Genomic DNA, 17064 nt, shown 5'->3' with positions numbered 1-17064 from the left:
GAACTCTATGAAAACTGGATGGATCGCTATCTTGTTCGCGTGTGTCGCCCTTACCGGGATGGCAAACGCACAGTCCGCGAACTTGTTCATTGCGGCGCGGACGAATGATCTGAGCGGTGCGAAGGCTCTGCTTGCAAACAAGGCCGACATCAACCAGCAGGATGAGAAGGGCTACACGCCGCTGATCATTGCGACGTACAACGGAAGCTACGAGGTGGCACAGTTCCTCCTCGACCATGGCGCGGCCACAGAGAAGAAGGACGCCTCGGGCCGGACAGCCTTGATGGGAGCTGCCTTCAAGGGAGACGACAGGGATGTAAAGCTGCTCCTCGATCACGGCGCGGACATCCATGCCAGGGACGCAAAGGGGCTGACCTGCATGGCATACGCGGTCATGTTCGCGAAGTTCTCTGTGGTCAAAGTTCTTCGCGACTGGGATGCATCGCATTCGACGACAGCTTCAGCAATGGGAAATTGAGCCGTTACATAAACAGCGACTCTGGAAGTAGAGAGATCATGAAGGATACATTGTTTTTTGTTTTATTCGCGGTGATGTTGTGCGTGCCCAGAGTGCAGGCGCAGTCGTCGGATCTGTTCAATGCTGCTCGCGCTGACGACACGAAGACAGTGCAGAGCCTCATCGCAGGCAACGTCGACATCAATCAACGGAATGAGGATGGTTTTACTGCCCTGGTGCTGGCTTCCTATAACGGAAGTCCCGATGTCGCGGAGTTGTTGTTGCAGCACCACGCTTCCACGGAAATCAAGGACCCGGTCGGCCGCACGGCACTCATGGCCGCATCGTTTCAGGGCGACGAAAAATGCGTGAAGCTGCTGATTGACGCCAAGGCTGACATTAATGCCGCGGACGACAACGGCGCGACCAGCCTGATGTACGCAGTCGAGTTCGGCCGAAAGAACGCAGTCAAACTGCTGCTGGCGGCCAAGGCCGATCCAACGATGAAGGACAAGCGCGGCTTCGATGCAATTTATCTGGCGCAACAGTTAGACGATCCAGAGATGCTGGCTCTGCTCAAGCACTGAATTAAAAGGCAACAGATCTCACGGGGCCAAGGCTGATTGCTTTGGCCCCGTGCATTATTCTGCCTTTACAATCGTTGCGGAGAATGTCTATGCCGCAACTGATTCGCACCGGCGTTTCGCTTGAAGAGGATCTGCTGCACGAGTTTGACCACTTGATCGCCAAACGCGGTTACGAGAATCGCTCCGAGGCGATTCGCGATCTGATCCGTGAGGCGCTTCTTTCAGAGATTGTGGTTTCGAACAAGCCAGTGGTCGGTACGCTGACGCTGGTTTACGACCACCACGTACAGAATTTGTCGCAGAAGTTGACCGAGGTGCAGCATACCGCAGGCGCGATGATTCTGGCGGCGACGCACGTCCATCTTGACCACAACTACTGCCTGGAAGTGATCATCATGAAGGGCAAGAGCAAAAAACTTCAGGCCGTGGCTGATGGAATGCTGGCACTGCGCGGAGTGGAGTTAGGAAAACTGGTCCTGACGAACTCGGGCACTGATATTAAGGCCGGACACCACGAGCATCCCTAGAGCAATCTCCGATTAGAGCGATTTCCGAATCGCTGTAAAGCGTAACACACTTCCAAAATACGTGCTACGATCGAGGAGATATCGGTCCGGCTGCTGCGGAATTCGCAATCTGCGGACTCGAAGATTCAAGGAATCCGATGCCATCCTTCCTGCGGGCTCTCCTCAACGACGAAGACCACAATACTCGTGGCAGAGTCATCGGAATTTATAGCGTCCTGCTGGTATTCAATCTAGTGGTCTGGGCGTGGGCGCTGATTGCATTTGATCGATTTCCGGTACTGCTCGGAACGGCATTTTTGGCGTACAGTTTTGGTCTGCGCCACGCCGTTGATGCGGATCATATCGCTGCTATCGACAACGTCACCCGGAAATTGATGCAAGAAGGCAAGAAGCCTGTAGCTGTCGGGCTGATGTTCTCTCTCGGGCACTCCACCATCGTCATTGCAGGTTCCATCGCAATTGCGGGGACGGCGCTCGCATTGCAGCATCGCTTCGACGCTGTCAGGGCGATTGGCGGTGTGATCGGCACGCTGGCGTCGACCTTCTTTCTTTTTGGAATTGCGATCGTCAATCTGATGGTTCTTCAATCGGTCTATCGCACCTTCACGCGGGTGCGGCGTGGCGAGCCTTATGTTGAAGAGGATCTCGATCTGCTGCTTGGCAACCGCGGTTTTCTGTCAAGGCTCTTCCGGCCAATGTTCGCCATGATCCGGAGCAGTTGGCACATGTATCCGCTCGGCGTGCTGTTTGGCCTCGGATTCGATACCGCGACCGAGATTGGACTGCTGGGCATCTCCGCCGCCGAAGCTTCGAAAGGGCTTTCCTTGTGGTCGATTCTTGTCTTCCCGGCGCTGTTTGCGGCAGGCATGTCATTAATCGACACTACCGACAATATTCTGATGCTCGGCGCCTACGGATGGGCCTTCGTGAAGCCAATCCGCAAGCTGTACTATAACATCACTATTACTTCGGTTTCGGTCGTGGTCGCCATTGCTGTGGGTGGAATCGAAGCGCTCGGCCTGCTTGCGGATCAGTTCCATCCGACGGGTGTGTTCTGGGATCTGGTGAACAAGCTAAATGACAACTTCGGCCTGCTGGGCTACTTCATCATTGCCCTGTTCGCCGTGAGTTGGATTGTTTCTATCGCCGTTTATAAATGGCGACGCTTTGACATTCTCGAACCGGAACGCGTTGAATCCTAAGTATCCCAGAGATGCTTTGATCGCACGGTGGCGCGGGCGTGACGCTCAATTTCATGTCTCCAATCCAATCCAATCGGTAGCGGCGCAGGGGGATTACTCTTAAGGTTCGCTTCATGTGGCGGGGTTGATAATGATTTCATGCGTGTTCTGCTGATTGAAGATGAACTCCGTCTCGCGGAAAACGTAGCCCGCGCCCTGCGGGAAGGTCCCGGTTTCGCCGTCGACTGCGCCGAGGATGGTGTGACCGGTGTGGAACTGGCCGGTAACCGCTGCTATGACCTGATCATCCTTGATCTGATGCTGCCCAGGCTTGACGGAGTCGGCGTTCTGAAGAGGCTACGCGCCAGCAAGGACGAGACACCGGTGTTGATACTGACAGCGCGAGGCGAGGTCGGGTCTACGATCAGCTTATTGAATGCAGGAGCGGACGATTATCTGAGCAAGCCGTTTGACCTGGGCGAGTTGCTTGCGCGTGTCAAGGCTCTCATTCGCAGGGGCAAAGGGGTGGCGCATCCCACCCTTCAGGTCGGCGACATCGTCGTGAACACACTGGAGCAGACCGTGCGCAGAGCGGGCGAGGAGATCGCGCTTTCTCCCATGGAATACAGGGTGCTGGAGTATCTGATGCATCGTCCCCGGGTCATTGTCTCCAAGCAGGAGTTGCTGGAGCATCTCTACGACTACAACTGGGAGCACCACTCGAATGTGATTGAGGTGCATGTTTCGAACCTGCGCAGGAAACTGAGCAGCGGGGAGCAGCTATCCAGTATCGAGACGCTGCGTGGGCGCGGTTATCGGCTCCTGATTTATAAGGTAGAAGAAGAGTGAAACCTTACTCCATTTCGAGGCGGCTCATTGCCACAGTGCTGTTGATTGAGCTGATCTCAGCACTCTGCGTTACCGGACTCGCGTTGCTTTATGAGCGGCATGCTCATTTTCGTTCGTTCGATATCCTGCTGCGCGGTCGCGCCGACTCCATGCTGGGAGCGGTCCAGGACGCAGAGGACGCAAGTGACAATGTGATGCTGGACGGAACCGAGGTTACAGTCCCTGCAGACGATGTGTATGAGGTCGTCGATGCGAGAGGCCAGGTTCTGGGGCGTTCCGCGAATTGGCGTGGCGGCTTGGCCATCGGTCCGAATGGCGGAATGGATTGGAATCCGAGGGATCGCGATGAGGGAGCCTTCTTTTCGACCGTTGTGAATGGAAAGATTTATCGCGTAATTCGTATGCGTGGGCTGCGCATTGTCGATCCCGGAGACAAGGGAGGAGGGATTCGCCGCTACGTCACTATTTATTATGGCTCGTCGGTGAAACGTGTGTGGAACGCGGTGTTCCGAGCGGCGGGCTTTTACGCGATCAGCAGCCTGATTGTCCTGGCATGCACCGGCATTCTCATGTCGTGGCTGTTGAATCGCGGCCTTGCGCCGTTGCGGGAACTTGCTTCGGGAGCCTCGAAGGTCTCGGTAACGTCCTGGAGTTTCCACCCTTCGCAGCGAGCGAGGATGACCAGGGAGCTCAGCCCTCTCGTCTCGGCACTTGAGTCGCTGATCGCCGGACTGCAGCAGTCGTTCGAGCAGCAAAGGCGCTTTGTGGGCGACGCCGCGCATGAGTTGAAGACCAGTGTTGCCGTCGTGAAGTCTTCGTTGCAGTTGCTTGAGATGAAGCCGCGGAGCACGGAAGAATACCAGGCGGGTCTGGCGCAATGCCTGACCGATTGCGGGCGGATGGAGGGAGTGGTTGCTCAGATGCTCAGCCTCGCTCGTTTGGAGGAGGACAAGGAGAAAGGATTTGCCGATTGCAGAACGGACGTCTTTCACAACTTGAGCGAAGCTGCCGTCCAGTTGGAGAGTATGGCGCAGGCCAGTGGAGTTCCGATTCGAATTCATGGCGACAGAACCCTGTCGGCCAACATCGACCCACAGCAATTCAAGCTGTTGTGCACCAATCTTCTCATCAACGCATTGCAGCATAGCCCGGTCGACTCCGTCGTCGCGGTGGACATCGAACGCCGATGCGCTTTCGCCGAGTTACGTTTCTGCGACGACGGCGAAGGCATAGCTCCGGAGGATCTGCCTCATATCTTCGAGCGATTTTCCCGCAGCGATCCGTCGCGCAGCAGGAAGACTGGTGGGACTGGGCTGGGGCTCGCAATTTGTAAGGCAATCGTCGAGAGCTTCGGGGGTACGATTGAGATCAGCAGCCAATTGAACGTAGGGACCATTGTTGTCGTCCGTATTCCCCTGTCCGAAGACGAGCCGCCCCGCTCGATCGTTTTGTAAAGTTAAGAGAACAAGAATTCTGTGCACTCTTCAGACTTATTTAAGGTAGTCGTGGAATATTACACTGAGACGGGAATCCACTCGTCCCGTTGCACTGGAGACAGGTATGACATCAAAGCTCGTTACTCGCAGCCTCGGCGCTCTTGGGTTGTTTTCGGCATTGACGATCGCAGCCGCTCTGCCTGCCATGGCTCAGAAATCCTACACCGTTCAGGACAAGTGGAAGGTCGGCGGCGAAGGCGGTTGGGACTATCTCACCGCTGACTCTGCGGCGCATCGGCTTTACATTACCCATGGCGGCCGCGTCGAGGTGCTCGATTCCACTTCGGGCAAGTCGATTGGCGCGATCACCGGGCTCAAGGGAACCCATGGGGTCGCGCTCGACGATTCCGGCAAGTATGGCTACATCAGTGACGGCGGCGCCAACGAAGTTGTGGTCTTCGATCGTGCCTCATTGCAGAAAGTTGCGTCGATTCCCGCTGGCACCAATCCGGATGGCATTGCATTTGAGCCTGTGACCAAGACGGTTTGGGCCTTCAACGGACGCAGCAAGGATGTTACCGTGATCGACACGGCGACGCAAAAGGTGATCGCAACCGTGCCGCTGCCAGGCAGGCCGGAGTTTCCGGTCGCCGACGGCAAAGGTGAAATCTTCGACAATATTGAAGACAAGAACTCGATTGTCCGCCTCGACGCGAAAGCTCCGAAGGTCACCGCGACGTGGTCGATTGCTCCCTGCGAATCGCCTTCCGGTCTGGCGATTGACCGCGCAGGGCGCCGGCTGTTTGCTGTCTGCGATGAAAAGAAGATGGCCGTCGTCGATGCAAATACCGGTAAGGTCATCGCGACGCCGGCTATCGGCGATGGCCCGGATGCCGCAGGTTACGATCCCAAAACCAAGCTTGCCTATTCCTCCAATGGTGATGGCACTCTGACAGTGGTCGACGCCAGTAACAGCAGCTATAAGGTTGTACAAAATCTTGCGACCCAGGCTGGAGCGCGCACGATGGCTCTTGACGCTGCGACCGGCAAGGTCTACGTTGTGACCGCGCAGTTTGGCCCTCGTCCTGCTGCAACTGCGTCCAATCCGCGGCCGCGGCCGTCCATCGTTGCAGACACTTTCACCGTCATTGTGGCAGGTCGTGAATAACGTGCATTGGAATTACTCCGGCGAGGTCGCACACCACGGCCCAGCCGGACTTTTAAATATGCGATACGTACACTCGATTATTCTCTCCGGATGCTTCGCGATGCTGGCTGCCGTTCCTTGCGTGTCGCAGCAGACGCAGGTCTCGGCGCCGCAAGCTTCCACGCAGACGCATGTCGAATCCGGCTCGATTACCCTGGAGGACGCGATTGCACGCGCCAAATCCAACGAGCCTACCTTCGCCGCAGCCGTGGCGGCTGACAAGGTCGCGATGCTGAATCAGTCTCTGTCACGGTCGGCGTTGTTACCGAACGTGGTCTATCACAACCAATACCTGTACACGCAGGCGGCGCATGGTCCGAGTCAATCGGCGAACGCCAGTACTGCGGCGACGACCAGCGTTCCGCGATTTATCGGCAACAACAGCGTCCACGAATACACCAGCCAGGGCGTGGTTACAGAGACAATTGGCGTGCAGCAGGTGACAGCCGTTGCCCAGGCTTCGGCTGCAGCTTCGGTCGCGTCGGCGGAACTGGAAATCGCCAAGCGCGGCCTCGTGGTTACGGTGGTTGGTCTGTACTACGGAGCGCTGGCTGCGGATCACAAGATGGCTGTTGCGCAGCGTGCGCTCGATGAGGCAAACAGCTTTACCGAGCTTACGCAATACCGCGAGGCAGCACGCGAGGCCGCGCATGCCGACGTGGTCAAAGCGCAGTTGCAACAGCAACAGCGCGCGCGAGAGTTAGCCGACGCGAAGCTGCAAAGCGATAAGGCTCGGCTGGATCTCGCGGTGCTGCTTTTTCCCGATCCGCATACCCCTTACAAGCTCGTGGATTTTGCCAGCCCCGCTCCGTTGGCTACTCGCGAAGAGCTAGAAGCAGTCGCTGCGCAGAACAATGCCGAACTCAAGAGTGCGCTGGCCTCAATGCACGCGGCGAGCCTTGATGTCACTGCGGCTCGCGCTGCTTACCTGCCAGATCTGGGGCTCAGTTTCAACTACGGCATCGACGCGCCGGAGTTTGCCGTGCACGGTCCCGATGGCACGCGCAATCTGGGTTACTCCGCTACTGCGACTGTTGATATTCCTGTATGGGACTGGTTCGCCATGCACGACCGCATCAAGCAGAAGACATCAATGCGCGAATCGGCCAAGGTAACGCTTACCGCCACGCAACGCCGCCTGATCGCCCAGTTGGACGAGTTCTACGCCGAAGCTTCCGTGAGTCGCGATCAGCTTCAGTCGCTCGATCAAAGTGCGGCCACAGCACGCGAAAGCCTGCGTCTTGTCCGACTGCGCTATTCCGCTGGAGAATGCACCGTGCTCGAAGTGGTCGATGCACAAAACTCGCTTGTCGCCGCCGAAAGTGCGCGCGAAGACGGCATTCTCCGCTATCAAACGGCCTTGGCCAATCTACAGATACTCACGGGAACGATGTGATCATGCCAGCCAGAATACTTTCTGCCCAATTCCATCGCGTGCTTATCGGCGGACTGTGCGCCAGCGCGACGCTCATTTCGATTGGCTGCCATAAGGCGGAGACGGCGCCAACTCCGGAAGTGACGGTGCAGGCCGCAGAGCCGCATCTGGGAAACATCTCCGAGCTGATTACTGCCGACGCCACGCTGAACCCGTTGGCGCAGGCCGCAATCTCACCCAAGGTCACCGCGCCAGTTAGCAAGTTCTACGTGCAGCGCGGCGCGCGGGTCAAAGCAGGCGAACTGCTCGCGACCCTCGAAAACAGCGATCTCTCCGCAGCGGCGCTCGACAACGAAGGCGCTTACACTGCGGCCAAAGCCGGGTACGATACGGCCACGCAGGCCACCGTTCCCGAGGACTATTCCAAGGCGCAACTCGATCTGACACAGGCCAAGGCCAATCTCGAACTCAACCAGAGCATCGTCACCGCTCGCACCCAGCTCTTTGCGCAAGGCGCGATTCCGGGGCGCGATCTCGATACGGCAAAGGCTGCATTGGTTCAGGCGCAGGCCGCATACGATATCGCTAAGCAGCATTTTGAGGCGGTGCAGAAAACGAGCAACAAGGCTTCGCTTGAGTCCGCGAAGGGGCAGCTTGATTCCGCCAAAGGCAAATACCTCGGCGCTCAGGCCCAACTCAGCTATACCGAGATTCACAGCCCCATCGACGGCGTGGTCACGGATCGTCCGCTCTTTGCGGGTGAAACCGCGCCTGCCGGAACGCCGCTCATCACAGTCATGGATACTTCGGCGCTCATCGCCAAGCTCCACATCGCGCAGATGCAGGCTCAGCAACTCTCCGTTGGATCTCCAGCAACCATCAGTGTTCCCGGAATCGATGATCCTGTTGACGCGAAGGTCTCGCTGATCAGTCCAGCTCTCGACCCGGGCAGCACGACTATTGAAGTCTGGCTGCGCGTGGGGAATCCTAAGAACGTCCTCAAAGCCGGTACGCCGGTACACGCTTCGATCACGGGACGAACCGCCAGCAATGCACTCCTCTTACCGCCTGAGGCGTTGCAGACCGCTTCCGACGGCAGCAAATTCGTGATGGCAATCGCCGCCGACGGAACCGCGCACAAGCATCCCGTCACGATCGGAATTCAGACCGCAAAGGATGTGCAGATTCTCTCCGGTATCACGGCAAAGGACACCGTTATCACCACGGGCGCTTACGGTCTCGATGATGGAACCAAGGTGAAAATCGGCGCGGCCGACGCAGGCGGTGACGACAAGCCGGAAGCCGGAAGCCATGGAGACGACAAGTGAATCTGCCGCCTGTTGCCCCGGAAAAACCCTTCTGGCTCGCACGACTCTCAACGCCGATCTTCTTCTTCCTGATCGCGCTCACACTGGCTGGCGTCTACGCGGCCACGCAGGTGCCCATCTCGGTCTTTCCCGACACCAATTTTCCGCGCGTCGTTATCGGTGTCGACAACGGTGTGATGCCTGTCGAGCAGATGCAGGTCACGATTACCAAACCGATCGAAGACGCGGTCAACTCCGTGCCCGGCCTTCGAACAGTGCGCAGCACGACCAGCCGAGGTTCGGCTGAAATCAGCCTCTTCTTTGACTGGAATGTGGACATGTTCCACACCTTGCAGCTTGCCGATGCGGCGCTCTCCAAGGTGCAGCAGACGCTGCCTGCCACGGCGCGCATCACCACCAACCGGCTGACTTTTGCCACTTTCCCCATCCTCGGATACGCGTTGACGGCGGACGACCGGGGCCCCGCGACTGTTTCGCAGACCCGTCTTTGGGAGATCGCGACCTACGATCTGAAGCCGCCGCTCAATCGAGTCGAAGGTGTCAGTACTGTCGTGGTACAGGGCGGCAAGGTGCCGGAGTTTCACATCATCCCCGACCTCGCGCGTTTGCAGGCCTCCGGTGTCACGCTCCTCGATCTGGTTAACGGAGTCCAGTCCGCAAACATCATTGATTCACCCGGTTTGTACGAAGCCAACCACGAGTTGATTCTCGGCCTCATCGGGGCGCAGGCACACTCTGCCGAAGAACTGGCCAACCTCGTTATTAAGACCACGCCAGCAGGCGCGCCGATCCGTGTTGCGGATGTCGCAACGGTCGAGCCATCAACCATGCCTGTCTACACCAGCGTTACCTCCAACGGTAAACAGGCGGTGCTTATCAACATCGCTCGGCAGATTTCATCCAATACCGTGCAGGTTGCCGATGCCGTTGCCGCCGAGGTCGTGAGTCTTCGGCATCAGTTGCCGCCCGGAGTCCATCTCGAACCCTTCTACGATCAGTCGCAACTCGTCCGCGAATCCATCGCGAGCGTTCGCGACGCCATCTTCATTGGGCTGATCCTCGCCTGCGTCATCCTCTTTCTCTTCCTGCATGACTGGCGCTCCTCATTGGTCGCAGGACTGGTCATTCCAGTCACAGTGGCAGTCACGATTCTCTTTCTGTGGCTGATCGGGCAGTCGTTCAATCTTATGACTCTTGGCGGCCTGGCCGCAGCCATCGGTCTGGTCATCGACGACGCCATCGTGGTCGTCGAGAACATCGTCGTTCATCGCGACAGCGGCCAGTCGCGCGTAGCTGCCGTGCGCAGCGCGCTCACCGAGATCACCACCCCACTGATTGGTTCCACGATTACGCCGGTCGTGGTCTTCCTTCCCCTCATCGCTGTCACCGGCGTCACCGGCAGCTTCTTCCGGGCCCTCGCTGTCACTATGACCGCCGCGCTGCTGACATCACTGCTTCTCGCACTGACCTGGACCCCGGCATTGTCGCTGGTTCTGCTGCGCGGCAAGGTAAAGGATGCAGACACGGAGGCAACGCACGAAGGAATAGCTCCAGTGGAGCACAAACACTCCGGCAAATTCATGGCGCGGGTTTTGGCGATTCATGCCCGTGTTCTCGACTGGGCTCTCGCTCGCCCGGTCATCCTCGGAGTCGCCTGCCTAGTTCTCATCATCGGAGGCTATTTCGGCTATACCGCGCTCGGCTCCGACCTGTTGCCAGAGATGGACGAAGGCGGCTTCATCCTCGACTACATCATGCCCTCGGGCAGCTCCCTCACCGAGACCAATCGTGTCCTGGCGCACGTCGAAAAGATTCTCCAGGATACGCCTGAGGTCGAAATCACCTCGCGCCGCACCGGCCTGCAAATGGGCCTTGCCGCTGTGACAGAAGCCAATTACGGCGACTTCACCGTCAGGCTCAAAAGCAAACGGTCCCGTGCCATTGATGATGTCATGGCGGATGTTCGTGACGAGATCAAAAAGACTGAGCCGGAGCTTGATGTCGAGTTCACGCAGGTCCTTCAGGACATGATCGGCGATCTTTCCAACGCGCCTGAGCCAATTCAAATCAAGCTCTTCTGCAATGACCAGTCGCTGCTCAACCAGCTTGGCCCCAAGGTGCAGGACGCAATTGGCAAGATCCCGGGCGTAGTCGATACGCAGAATGGCATCGATAATACCGTCAGCGGTCCAGCGACCAGCTTTCAAATCAGTCCTGTGCTCGCAGCTCGATTTGGCTTCACGCCGCAGGAGGTTGCGGAAGACTCGACCGCGATCCTGGACGGCCTACCAACCACGGAGCCGATGATCGTAAACGGACGGCCATACACGGTTCGCATTCGCCTGCCTGAGGAAAACCGCTCGTCGCTCGCAGCGATTGAGAACACCGTCTTCAACTCAAGCAGTGGACATACCGCATCGCTGGGCTCGATCGCACAGATCACCCAACTCCCACCGCAGAATGAAATTCGCCGTGAGAATCTACAGCAACAAATACTCGTGACGGGCCGTCTCGAAGGCTCAGATCTCGGCACTGCGATGGCCAGGGTTCGATCAACTGTCGAAGGACTGCATCTGCCCTCCAATGTGCGCGTGGAGTACGGCGGCACCTACGAAGAGCAGCAAAAGTCCTTCCACGACCTGTTGCGCGTGCTGATCCTCGCACTGGTGCTGGTTTTCGGCGTTCTCCTTGTAGAGTTCCGCAACTTCTCCGCGCCGGTCGCTATCCTCACCAGCTCCGTGCTCTCTATCTCAGGAGTGGTGCTGGCCCTGCTCATTACGCAGACCAGCTTCAACGTCGCCAGCTTTATGGGGCTTATCATGGTCATCGGCATCGTCGCCAAGAACGGCATTCTTCTGCTCGACGCAGACGAAAAGCTTCGCAGGGATGGTGTAGAGCCCCGTCAGGCCATGTTGCAGGCAGCGCAACGCCGTCTGCGCCCTATCGTAATGACCGCGGTCGCCGCGATATGCGGTATGCTCCCGCTCGCCTTTGCCCTCGGCTCGGGTTCGCAGATGCTGCAGCCGCTGGCGATTGCCGTAACAGGAGGCATCCTTGTCTCAGTCGTCTTGTCGCTGATCGTGACGCCGGTCCTCTACTACCTCCTCACGCGTAAACACACACAGTCCCAGGAAGTCTGGTAGAAGGACGCTTCATTCGCGGAGACGCGGAAACCTGACCCGGGGTCATGGGCCTGTCTGGAATAAATATGCAACGAGTTGGTGCGGAAGAGGGGACTTGAACCCCTATGGGTTACCCCGCCAGATCCTAAGTCTGGTGCGTCTGCCAATTTCGCCACTTCCGCAAGCCTTTATTGTCAACAGGTTAAGCGACTTTTCGTTCCTTGCCGTTTTGCTCGGTGTCCGACTTAGTGGCCATTCCGTTGGACGGTGCTACTAGCCGGTCTATTGCCGCTTGATTATGTTCCGGCGCCAGGTGGGCATATTGCATCGTCATCTGAATTGTACTGTGACGCATGAGTGGAGCGACAGTCCGAATGTCCGACATCGGCTCTCAATGCCATGTGTAGTTCACCAGCCCGGCATCCGCTGCGGCATTCTCAATGCTCATTCTCAGTTTATAGCTTAGGGCGCGGCCAGACCTTCTCGATGGGTGGAACTCCAACCGTGCCGTTTCTTTATCATGGGCGGATGCGGATGATGGGGCACACTCTAATTATCGTCGGAATGATGGGCCTTGGTTCTTTGGTTTCAGCAGGAGCACAGATACAACCGCCACGCGTGAGAATCGCCAGCGGCATGCTGGAGGGGATGCGAGATCCGGCTCTTCCGGGAGGGGGCGTTTTTCTGGGCATTCCTTTTGCAGCCCAACCAGTGGGCTCATTGCGCTGGAAGGCGCCGCAACCGCCTGTGCCCTGGCATGGTATCCGCACTGCGTCTCAATACGGCTCCGCGTGCCCGCAATTGCCCAGCCCGTGGCTGCCTGAAATGCTCGGTGTGCAGAAGATGCCGATTGACGAAGCTTGCCTCTATCTGAATGTGTGGACACCTGAATTGCATCAGAACGCGAAGCTTCCAGTCTTTGTCTGGGTCCACGGAGGCGGAAATGTTGAAGGGGACGGAGAGTGGCCGCCACTGGGACAGACCCTTGCAGAGCAAGGAGTGGTTGTCGTCAGTTTCAATTATCGATTGGGCGTGTTTGGCTTTCTGGCCGACCGATTGCTTGCTGCTGAGTCAGACCATCATGTATCCGGGAACTACGGGCACCTGGATCAGGTGGCAGCCTTGCGCTGGGTGCGTCAGAATATCGCGCGCTTTGGAGGCGATCCGGATCAGGTAACGATCGGCGGCCAGTCTTCCGGCGCGCTTGATGTATGTAATCTGATGGCTTCGCCGCTCTCCGCGGGGTTGTTCGAGCGCGCGATTCTTCAAAGCGGCGTTTGCGTCGATTCCGTCTATCCCAACGCCCAGGAGGCGGAGATCAACGGCGAGCGATTGGCGAAAGATCTGGGAGTTCCACCCGGACCAGGAGCTTTGCAAGCTTTGCGCGCGATACCCGCGGCACGCATTCTTCAGGTCGCGATGGATGCTCCGGATATTGATCTTGAACCAGTGGTTGACGGATGGGTGCTTCCGCAGCAGCCCGCCATCCTTTTTGCAGAGGGAAGGGAGGCCGGCATTCCGGTGTTGGTGGGCAGCAACGAGGACGAAGTCTCGATTTTCGCAAGTCCGATTGTCGGAGGCAAGTCCTGGCGGCCAAGTACGATTGCTGCTTATCGCCAATGGCTGCACAACCGTTTTGGCTCCGATGCCGATGAGGTCTTTGCCCAGTATCCGGCTCGCTCAGACGGCGAGACTCGTCAGGTCTTCGAAATCATGGATTCTGATTTTGACTTTGGCTTTGGAGCGTGGCTGCTCTCCAACGATACTGCCAGAATTGGACAGAACGCTTTTCTGTACCATTTCACTTATGTGGGCACCGATGAATTTACCGGGCTCGGAGCCTTTCATAGCGAAGAGAGTATGTTTCTGAGCAGAAAATACTGGACGAGTTGGAAGTCCAGATCGTATGACACGATGTTATCGAATGCCATTGTCGGATACTGGGCGCAGTTCATAAAGACTGGAAATCCCAACGGTCCAGGCTTGCCGGCGTGGCCTGCCTGGCATCCGGACGGCCTTTGCCAGGAACTTGGTCAGAGGATAGAACCGGAGCATGTTCCGCGAACGCAAAATTTCGCAGTGTTTCAGCAGCATCTGACGTCAAGATTGCAAAAACTTCCGCGCTGATTTTCAAGGCTCCGAATGCTGACAGTGCGCTGGCTGCGATGAGTTGAGCGCAGCCAGTGTGAATTCGCATGCGAGACGTCTTGTATCGACGCTTATAAATCTTCCGACGCGGCCGGTATATCGACTTCAATTCCCCCGCGCTCAGCGGATAAATATCCGGTGTAAAGCGCAGCAACGGTGTCCCGTGCCAGCTCTATCGTGGACAGGGGCTTACGTCTATCCTGAATGCTTTCCATAAAGTCCTGGAACTCATGCACGTATCCGTGATGCCAGTTCTCATCTGCGGAGGGATTGCTCCAACCCTGTTTCGTTCCAATCTTCTCCGAAACATAAACATCCCGAAATAAGTCCTCTTTCGGATTGAAGGTTTCGAGCGCGTTGACCGGGCTCAGATTGCAACGCGTGCGGTGATTATTGCTGACGACCTCCAGCCAGTTATGGACACCGCCGAGAACCAGCTCCGTGGAAAATATATCCGCCACTGTGCCGTCCGAGAACTTGATGTGAATCTGTACAAAGTCTTCGACATCCTCGTAAGAGGTCCGCAGGAAGCCCTCATCTCGAAAGTCCTTTAGCCGTGTGATCTCGTGTGTTCTGGCGCTTGCTGTCACCGGCCGAATCGGAACTCCATTTCTGGCTTCTCCTTCGACACGCTTCAGATAGAGCGCAGCGCTCAACGGGTGGCATCCCTTCCCAACCAGCGATCCACCTCCCGACGATTTCCAGGACCCATAGTACGGCGAGTGCGATCCGCTATGGGATTCCTCACCGATGATCCACAAAATCTGGCCACCGCTCTTGACGAGGATTTCCCGTTCCTTCTGAATAGCCGGGGCGTATATCCAGTTCTCGGCATAGCACACGGTTTTTCCGCTTGCCTTTGCTGCTGTGAGAATTCGATTGCAACTGGCAACGGCTTCCCGAAGCATCTCTTCTTTAGGAAATGTATTACCGCAAAAGCCGCTTATATCGGCGCCATAATAACCGGTGAAGGGCTTCTCTACGATCACATGCTTTCCCCGCTCCAGCGCCTGAACTGCGAGTGGTTCATGCGAAGAAGGCGGACTGCAAATGTCCACGACATCGACTGCATCGCAAAGTTGCTCGAAGGTGTCGAATGCGCGAACGCCTTTGTCCTGTGCGAATTTTTCCCGCGATGCCGCAGATCTTGAAGTGACTCCGACAAGCTGGATGGGAACCTTATACACCCGGCTGAGACCTTCCCAATGAAACCTCGCTGCAAATTGTGCTCCAACAATCCCAACCCGTATTGGTTCTGCCATCCATAGACTCCATTCCAAGTATTTGCCAGCGTTTTGAGTCTAAAATAGTCGTCGTAAACAGGAAAGCCTGCGGCATCGGGTACAGTAGAGGGTATCGATATGGCGGGAAAAATAGCCTTGCATACAGAGATCGAAATGAAGTCGACTTCATGCTCCAATCGGAGACTTAAGACAATTCTGTCGCGTTTGAGGCGGCTCCTTGTCATGGTCGATAATGTATTGTCCGTCAGGACCAACGGCAAGACGAGAGTTGAGTTAACAGTATGAGCCTCTACTGCGCCATTGGCGGTGTTGAAACCGATTTATCTTCGCATCAATTGAATGATCTGCTCACGCAGAGCCTTACGCAACTGGGAGCGCGAAAGTCTGTCCTTGTCGTGCCCCCGGATCAAAGCCGCGCGCACTCCCACGCGGGCGAACTGACAAGCTATGCCTGGAAATACTATGGCGACCGGCTTAAGGCAGTTCTTCCCGCGCTCGGCACGCATACGGCCATGCGACCGGCACAGATCGCAGATATGTTTCCAGAGGTGCCGGAAGATCTCTTTCGCGTTCACAATTGGCGAACCGATGTCGAGACGCTCGGCGAGGTGCCGGCGGAGTTCATCCATCAGCAATCGGAGGGGAAGCTGAACTTTCCGTGGCCGGCGCAGGTCAACCGGCTTATCTCGCGAGGGGATTTCGACCTCATCCTCTCCATCGGCCAAGTCGTACCGCATGAGGTCACCGGCATGGCGAATTACAACAAGAACCTGCTTGTTGGCGCAGGCGGCCGCGAGAGCATCAACCGAAGCCACTATCTGGGCGCGGTTTATGGCATGGAGCGAATCATGGGCCGGTCCGCAAATCCGGTCCGCAACGTCCTCAATCGTGCATCCGACGAGTTCCTGAGCCATTTGCCGATCATTTACGTCCTGACCGTCATTGGACGCAGGGCGGAAGGTGGATTTGCAGTGCGCGGCCTGTTCATCGGCGATGACATCGAGTGTTATCAGCGAGCTGCCGAGCTAAGTCTTCAAGTGAACTTCGAATCACTGGATGCGCCTATCCAAAAGGCTGTTGTATATCTCAATCCACGTGAGTTTCATAGCACCTGGATTGGAAATAAAGCTGTATACCGTACACGTATGGCTCTGGCAGACAACGCTGAATTAATCATCCTCGCGCCGGGAGTGAAAGAGTTTGGCGAAGACAAGGGGATTGACGGATTGATTCGCAAGTACGGCTATCGCGGGACCGAGGCGACGCTCGAAGCGGTGGCCGCCAATGCCGATCTCGCCAGCGACCTGAGCGCAGCCGCGCACCTCATTCACGGCTGTTCCGAAGGACGGTTCAGAATTACCTGGTGCCCAGGGCAACTGAGTAAAGAAGAGATCGAGAGTGTTGGTTTTGGATATGGCGATCTCAATACAATGCTCAAGCGTTACGACCCGCAGAAGCTCCATCAAGGCTATAACCAGGTCGACGGCGAAGATATCTTTTTCATTGCAGATCCAGGCTTGGGCCTGTGGGCGTATCGTGGCAGGCTTTGAGCGGAACGGAAATTTGCGTCATCCCCGCTAAATGATCCAATCAATTCAGGACC

At 56.9% G+C, this 17064-nt stretch carries 13 protein-coding genes and 1 tRNA gene; 12 read left to right on the top strand and 2 right to left on the bottom strand.

All coding sequences use genetic code 11. The annotated features are described in order from the left end of the window. The first annotated feature begins 7 nt into the window (after positions 1-7). The 10 genes from OHL23_RS25975 to OHL23_RS25930 all read left to right on the top strand — a co-directional run bounded on the left by OHL23_RS25975 (position 8) and on the right by OHL23_RS25930 (position 12090). On the top strand, positions 8-478 hold the full coding sequence (locus OHL23_RS25975; protein ID WP_263354961.1) for an ankyrin repeat domain-containing protein: 471 nt from the start codon (positions 8-10) through the stop codon (positions 476-478). A 38-nt stretch (positions 479-516) separates the two neighbouring features. Beyond that, positions 517-1044 carry an ankyrin repeat domain-containing protein gene (locus OHL23_RS25970; RefSeq protein WP_263354960.1) on the top strand — a complete coding sequence of 176 codons (528 nt, stop codon included), beginning with the start codon at positions 517-519 and terminating at the stop codon, positions 1042-1044. A gap of 89 nt (positions 1045-1133) precedes the next feature. Continuing rightward, positions 1134-1571 (top strand): nickel-responsive transcriptional regulator NikR, encoded by a 438-nt coding sequence (gene nikR / locus OHL23_RS25965; RefSeq protein ID WP_263354959.1) that lies wholly within the window; start codon positions 1134-1136, stop codon positions 1569-1571. Between the two features lie 137 nt (positions 1572-1708). Further along, positions 1709-2773 carry a HoxN/HupN/NixA family nickel/cobalt transporter gene (locus OHL23_RS25960; protein ID WP_263354958.1) on the top strand — a complete coding sequence of 355 codons (1065 nt, stop codon included), beginning with the start codon at positions 1709-1711 and terminating at the stop codon, positions 2771-2773. Positions 2774-2911: 138 nt separating this feature from the next. Beyond that, positions 2912-3601 carry a response regulator transcription factor gene (locus tag OHL23_RS25955; protein ID WP_263354957.1) on the top strand — a complete coding sequence of 230 codons (690 nt, stop codon included), beginning with the start codon at positions 2912-2914 and terminating at the stop codon, positions 3599-3601. After that, positions 3598-5055 (top strand): sensor histidine kinase, encoded by a 1458-nt coding sequence (locus tag OHL23_RS25950; protein ID WP_263354956.1) that lies wholly within the window; start codon positions 3598-3600, stop codon positions 5053-5055. Before OHL23_RS25955 ends, OHL23_RS25950 begins: the two co-directional genes overlap by 4 nt. A 106-nt stretch (positions 5056-5161) precedes the next feature. Beyond that, the gene (locus OHL23_RS25945) at positions 5162-6205 is read left to right on the top strand and encodes a YncE family protein (RefSeq protein WP_263354955.1); all 1044 of its coding nucleotides are present in this window, start codon (positions 5162-5164) and stop codon (positions 6203-6205) included. A gap of 58 nt (positions 6206-6263) precedes the next feature. After that, a complete protein-coding gene (locus OHL23_RS25940) occupies positions 6264-7640 on the top strand; it encodes a TolC family protein (protein WP_263354954.1) in 1377 nt (458 codons plus the stop codon). Between the two features lie 2 nt (positions 7641-7642). Continuing rightward, positions 7643-8947, top strand: a complete 1305-nt coding sequence (locus OHL23_RS25935; protein ID WP_263354953.1) for an efflux RND transporter periplasmic adaptor subunit — start codon at positions 7643-7645, stop codon at positions 8945-8947. Further along, positions 8944-12090: an efflux RND transporter permease subunit gene (locus OHL23_RS25930; RefSeq protein ID WP_263354952.1), complete on the top strand. Its 3147-nt coding sequence runs from the start codon at positions 8944-8946 to the stop codon at positions 12088-12090. The genes OHL23_RS25935 and OHL23_RS25930 overlap by 4 nt, the downstream gene beginning before the upstream one ends. A gap of 76 nt (positions 12091-12166) precedes the next feature. On the opposite strand, the gene OHL23_RS25925 is transcribed toward OHL23_RS25930, so the two are convergent. After that, positions 12167-12251, bottom strand: a tRNA-Leu gene (locus OHL23_RS25925). A gap of 322 nt (positions 12252-12573) precedes the next feature. On the opposite strand from OHL23_RS25925, the gene OHL23_RS25920 reads away from it, so the two are divergent. After that, positions 12574-14196 carry a carboxylesterase/lipase family protein gene (locus tag OHL23_RS25920; protein ID WP_263354951.1) on the top strand — a complete coding sequence of 541 codons (1623 nt, stop codon included), beginning with the start codon at positions 12574-12576 and terminating at the stop codon, positions 14194-14196. Between the two features lie 92 nt (positions 14197-14288). Here OHL23_RS25920 and OHL23_RS25915 read toward each other — a convergent pair whose 3' ends face one another. Continuing rightward, entirely contained in the window at positions 14289-15479 is a 1191-nt protein-coding gene (locus OHL23_RS25915; protein WP_263354950.1) for a Gfo/Idh/MocA family protein, read from the bottom strand. A gap of 263 nt (positions 15480-15742) precedes the next feature. Here OHL23_RS25915 and OHL23_RS25910 point away from each other — a divergent pair, with 263 nt between their 5' ends. Continuing rightward, positions 15743-17011, top strand: coding sequence for a lactate racemase domain-containing protein (locus OHL23_RS25910; RefSeq protein ID WP_263354949.1), 1269 nt, complete (start codon positions 15743-15745; stop codon positions 17009-17011). The last annotated feature ends 53 nt before the right edge of the window (positions 17012-17064 follow it).

Origin of the sequence: Acidicapsa acidisoli, from assembly GCF_025685625.1 — a bacterium.
GTDB lineage: Bacteria > Acidobacteriota > Terriglobia > Terriglobales > Acidobacteriaceae > Acidicapsa > Acidicapsa acidisoli.
This window is presented reverse-complemented; position numbering and strand designations above follow the sequence as displayed.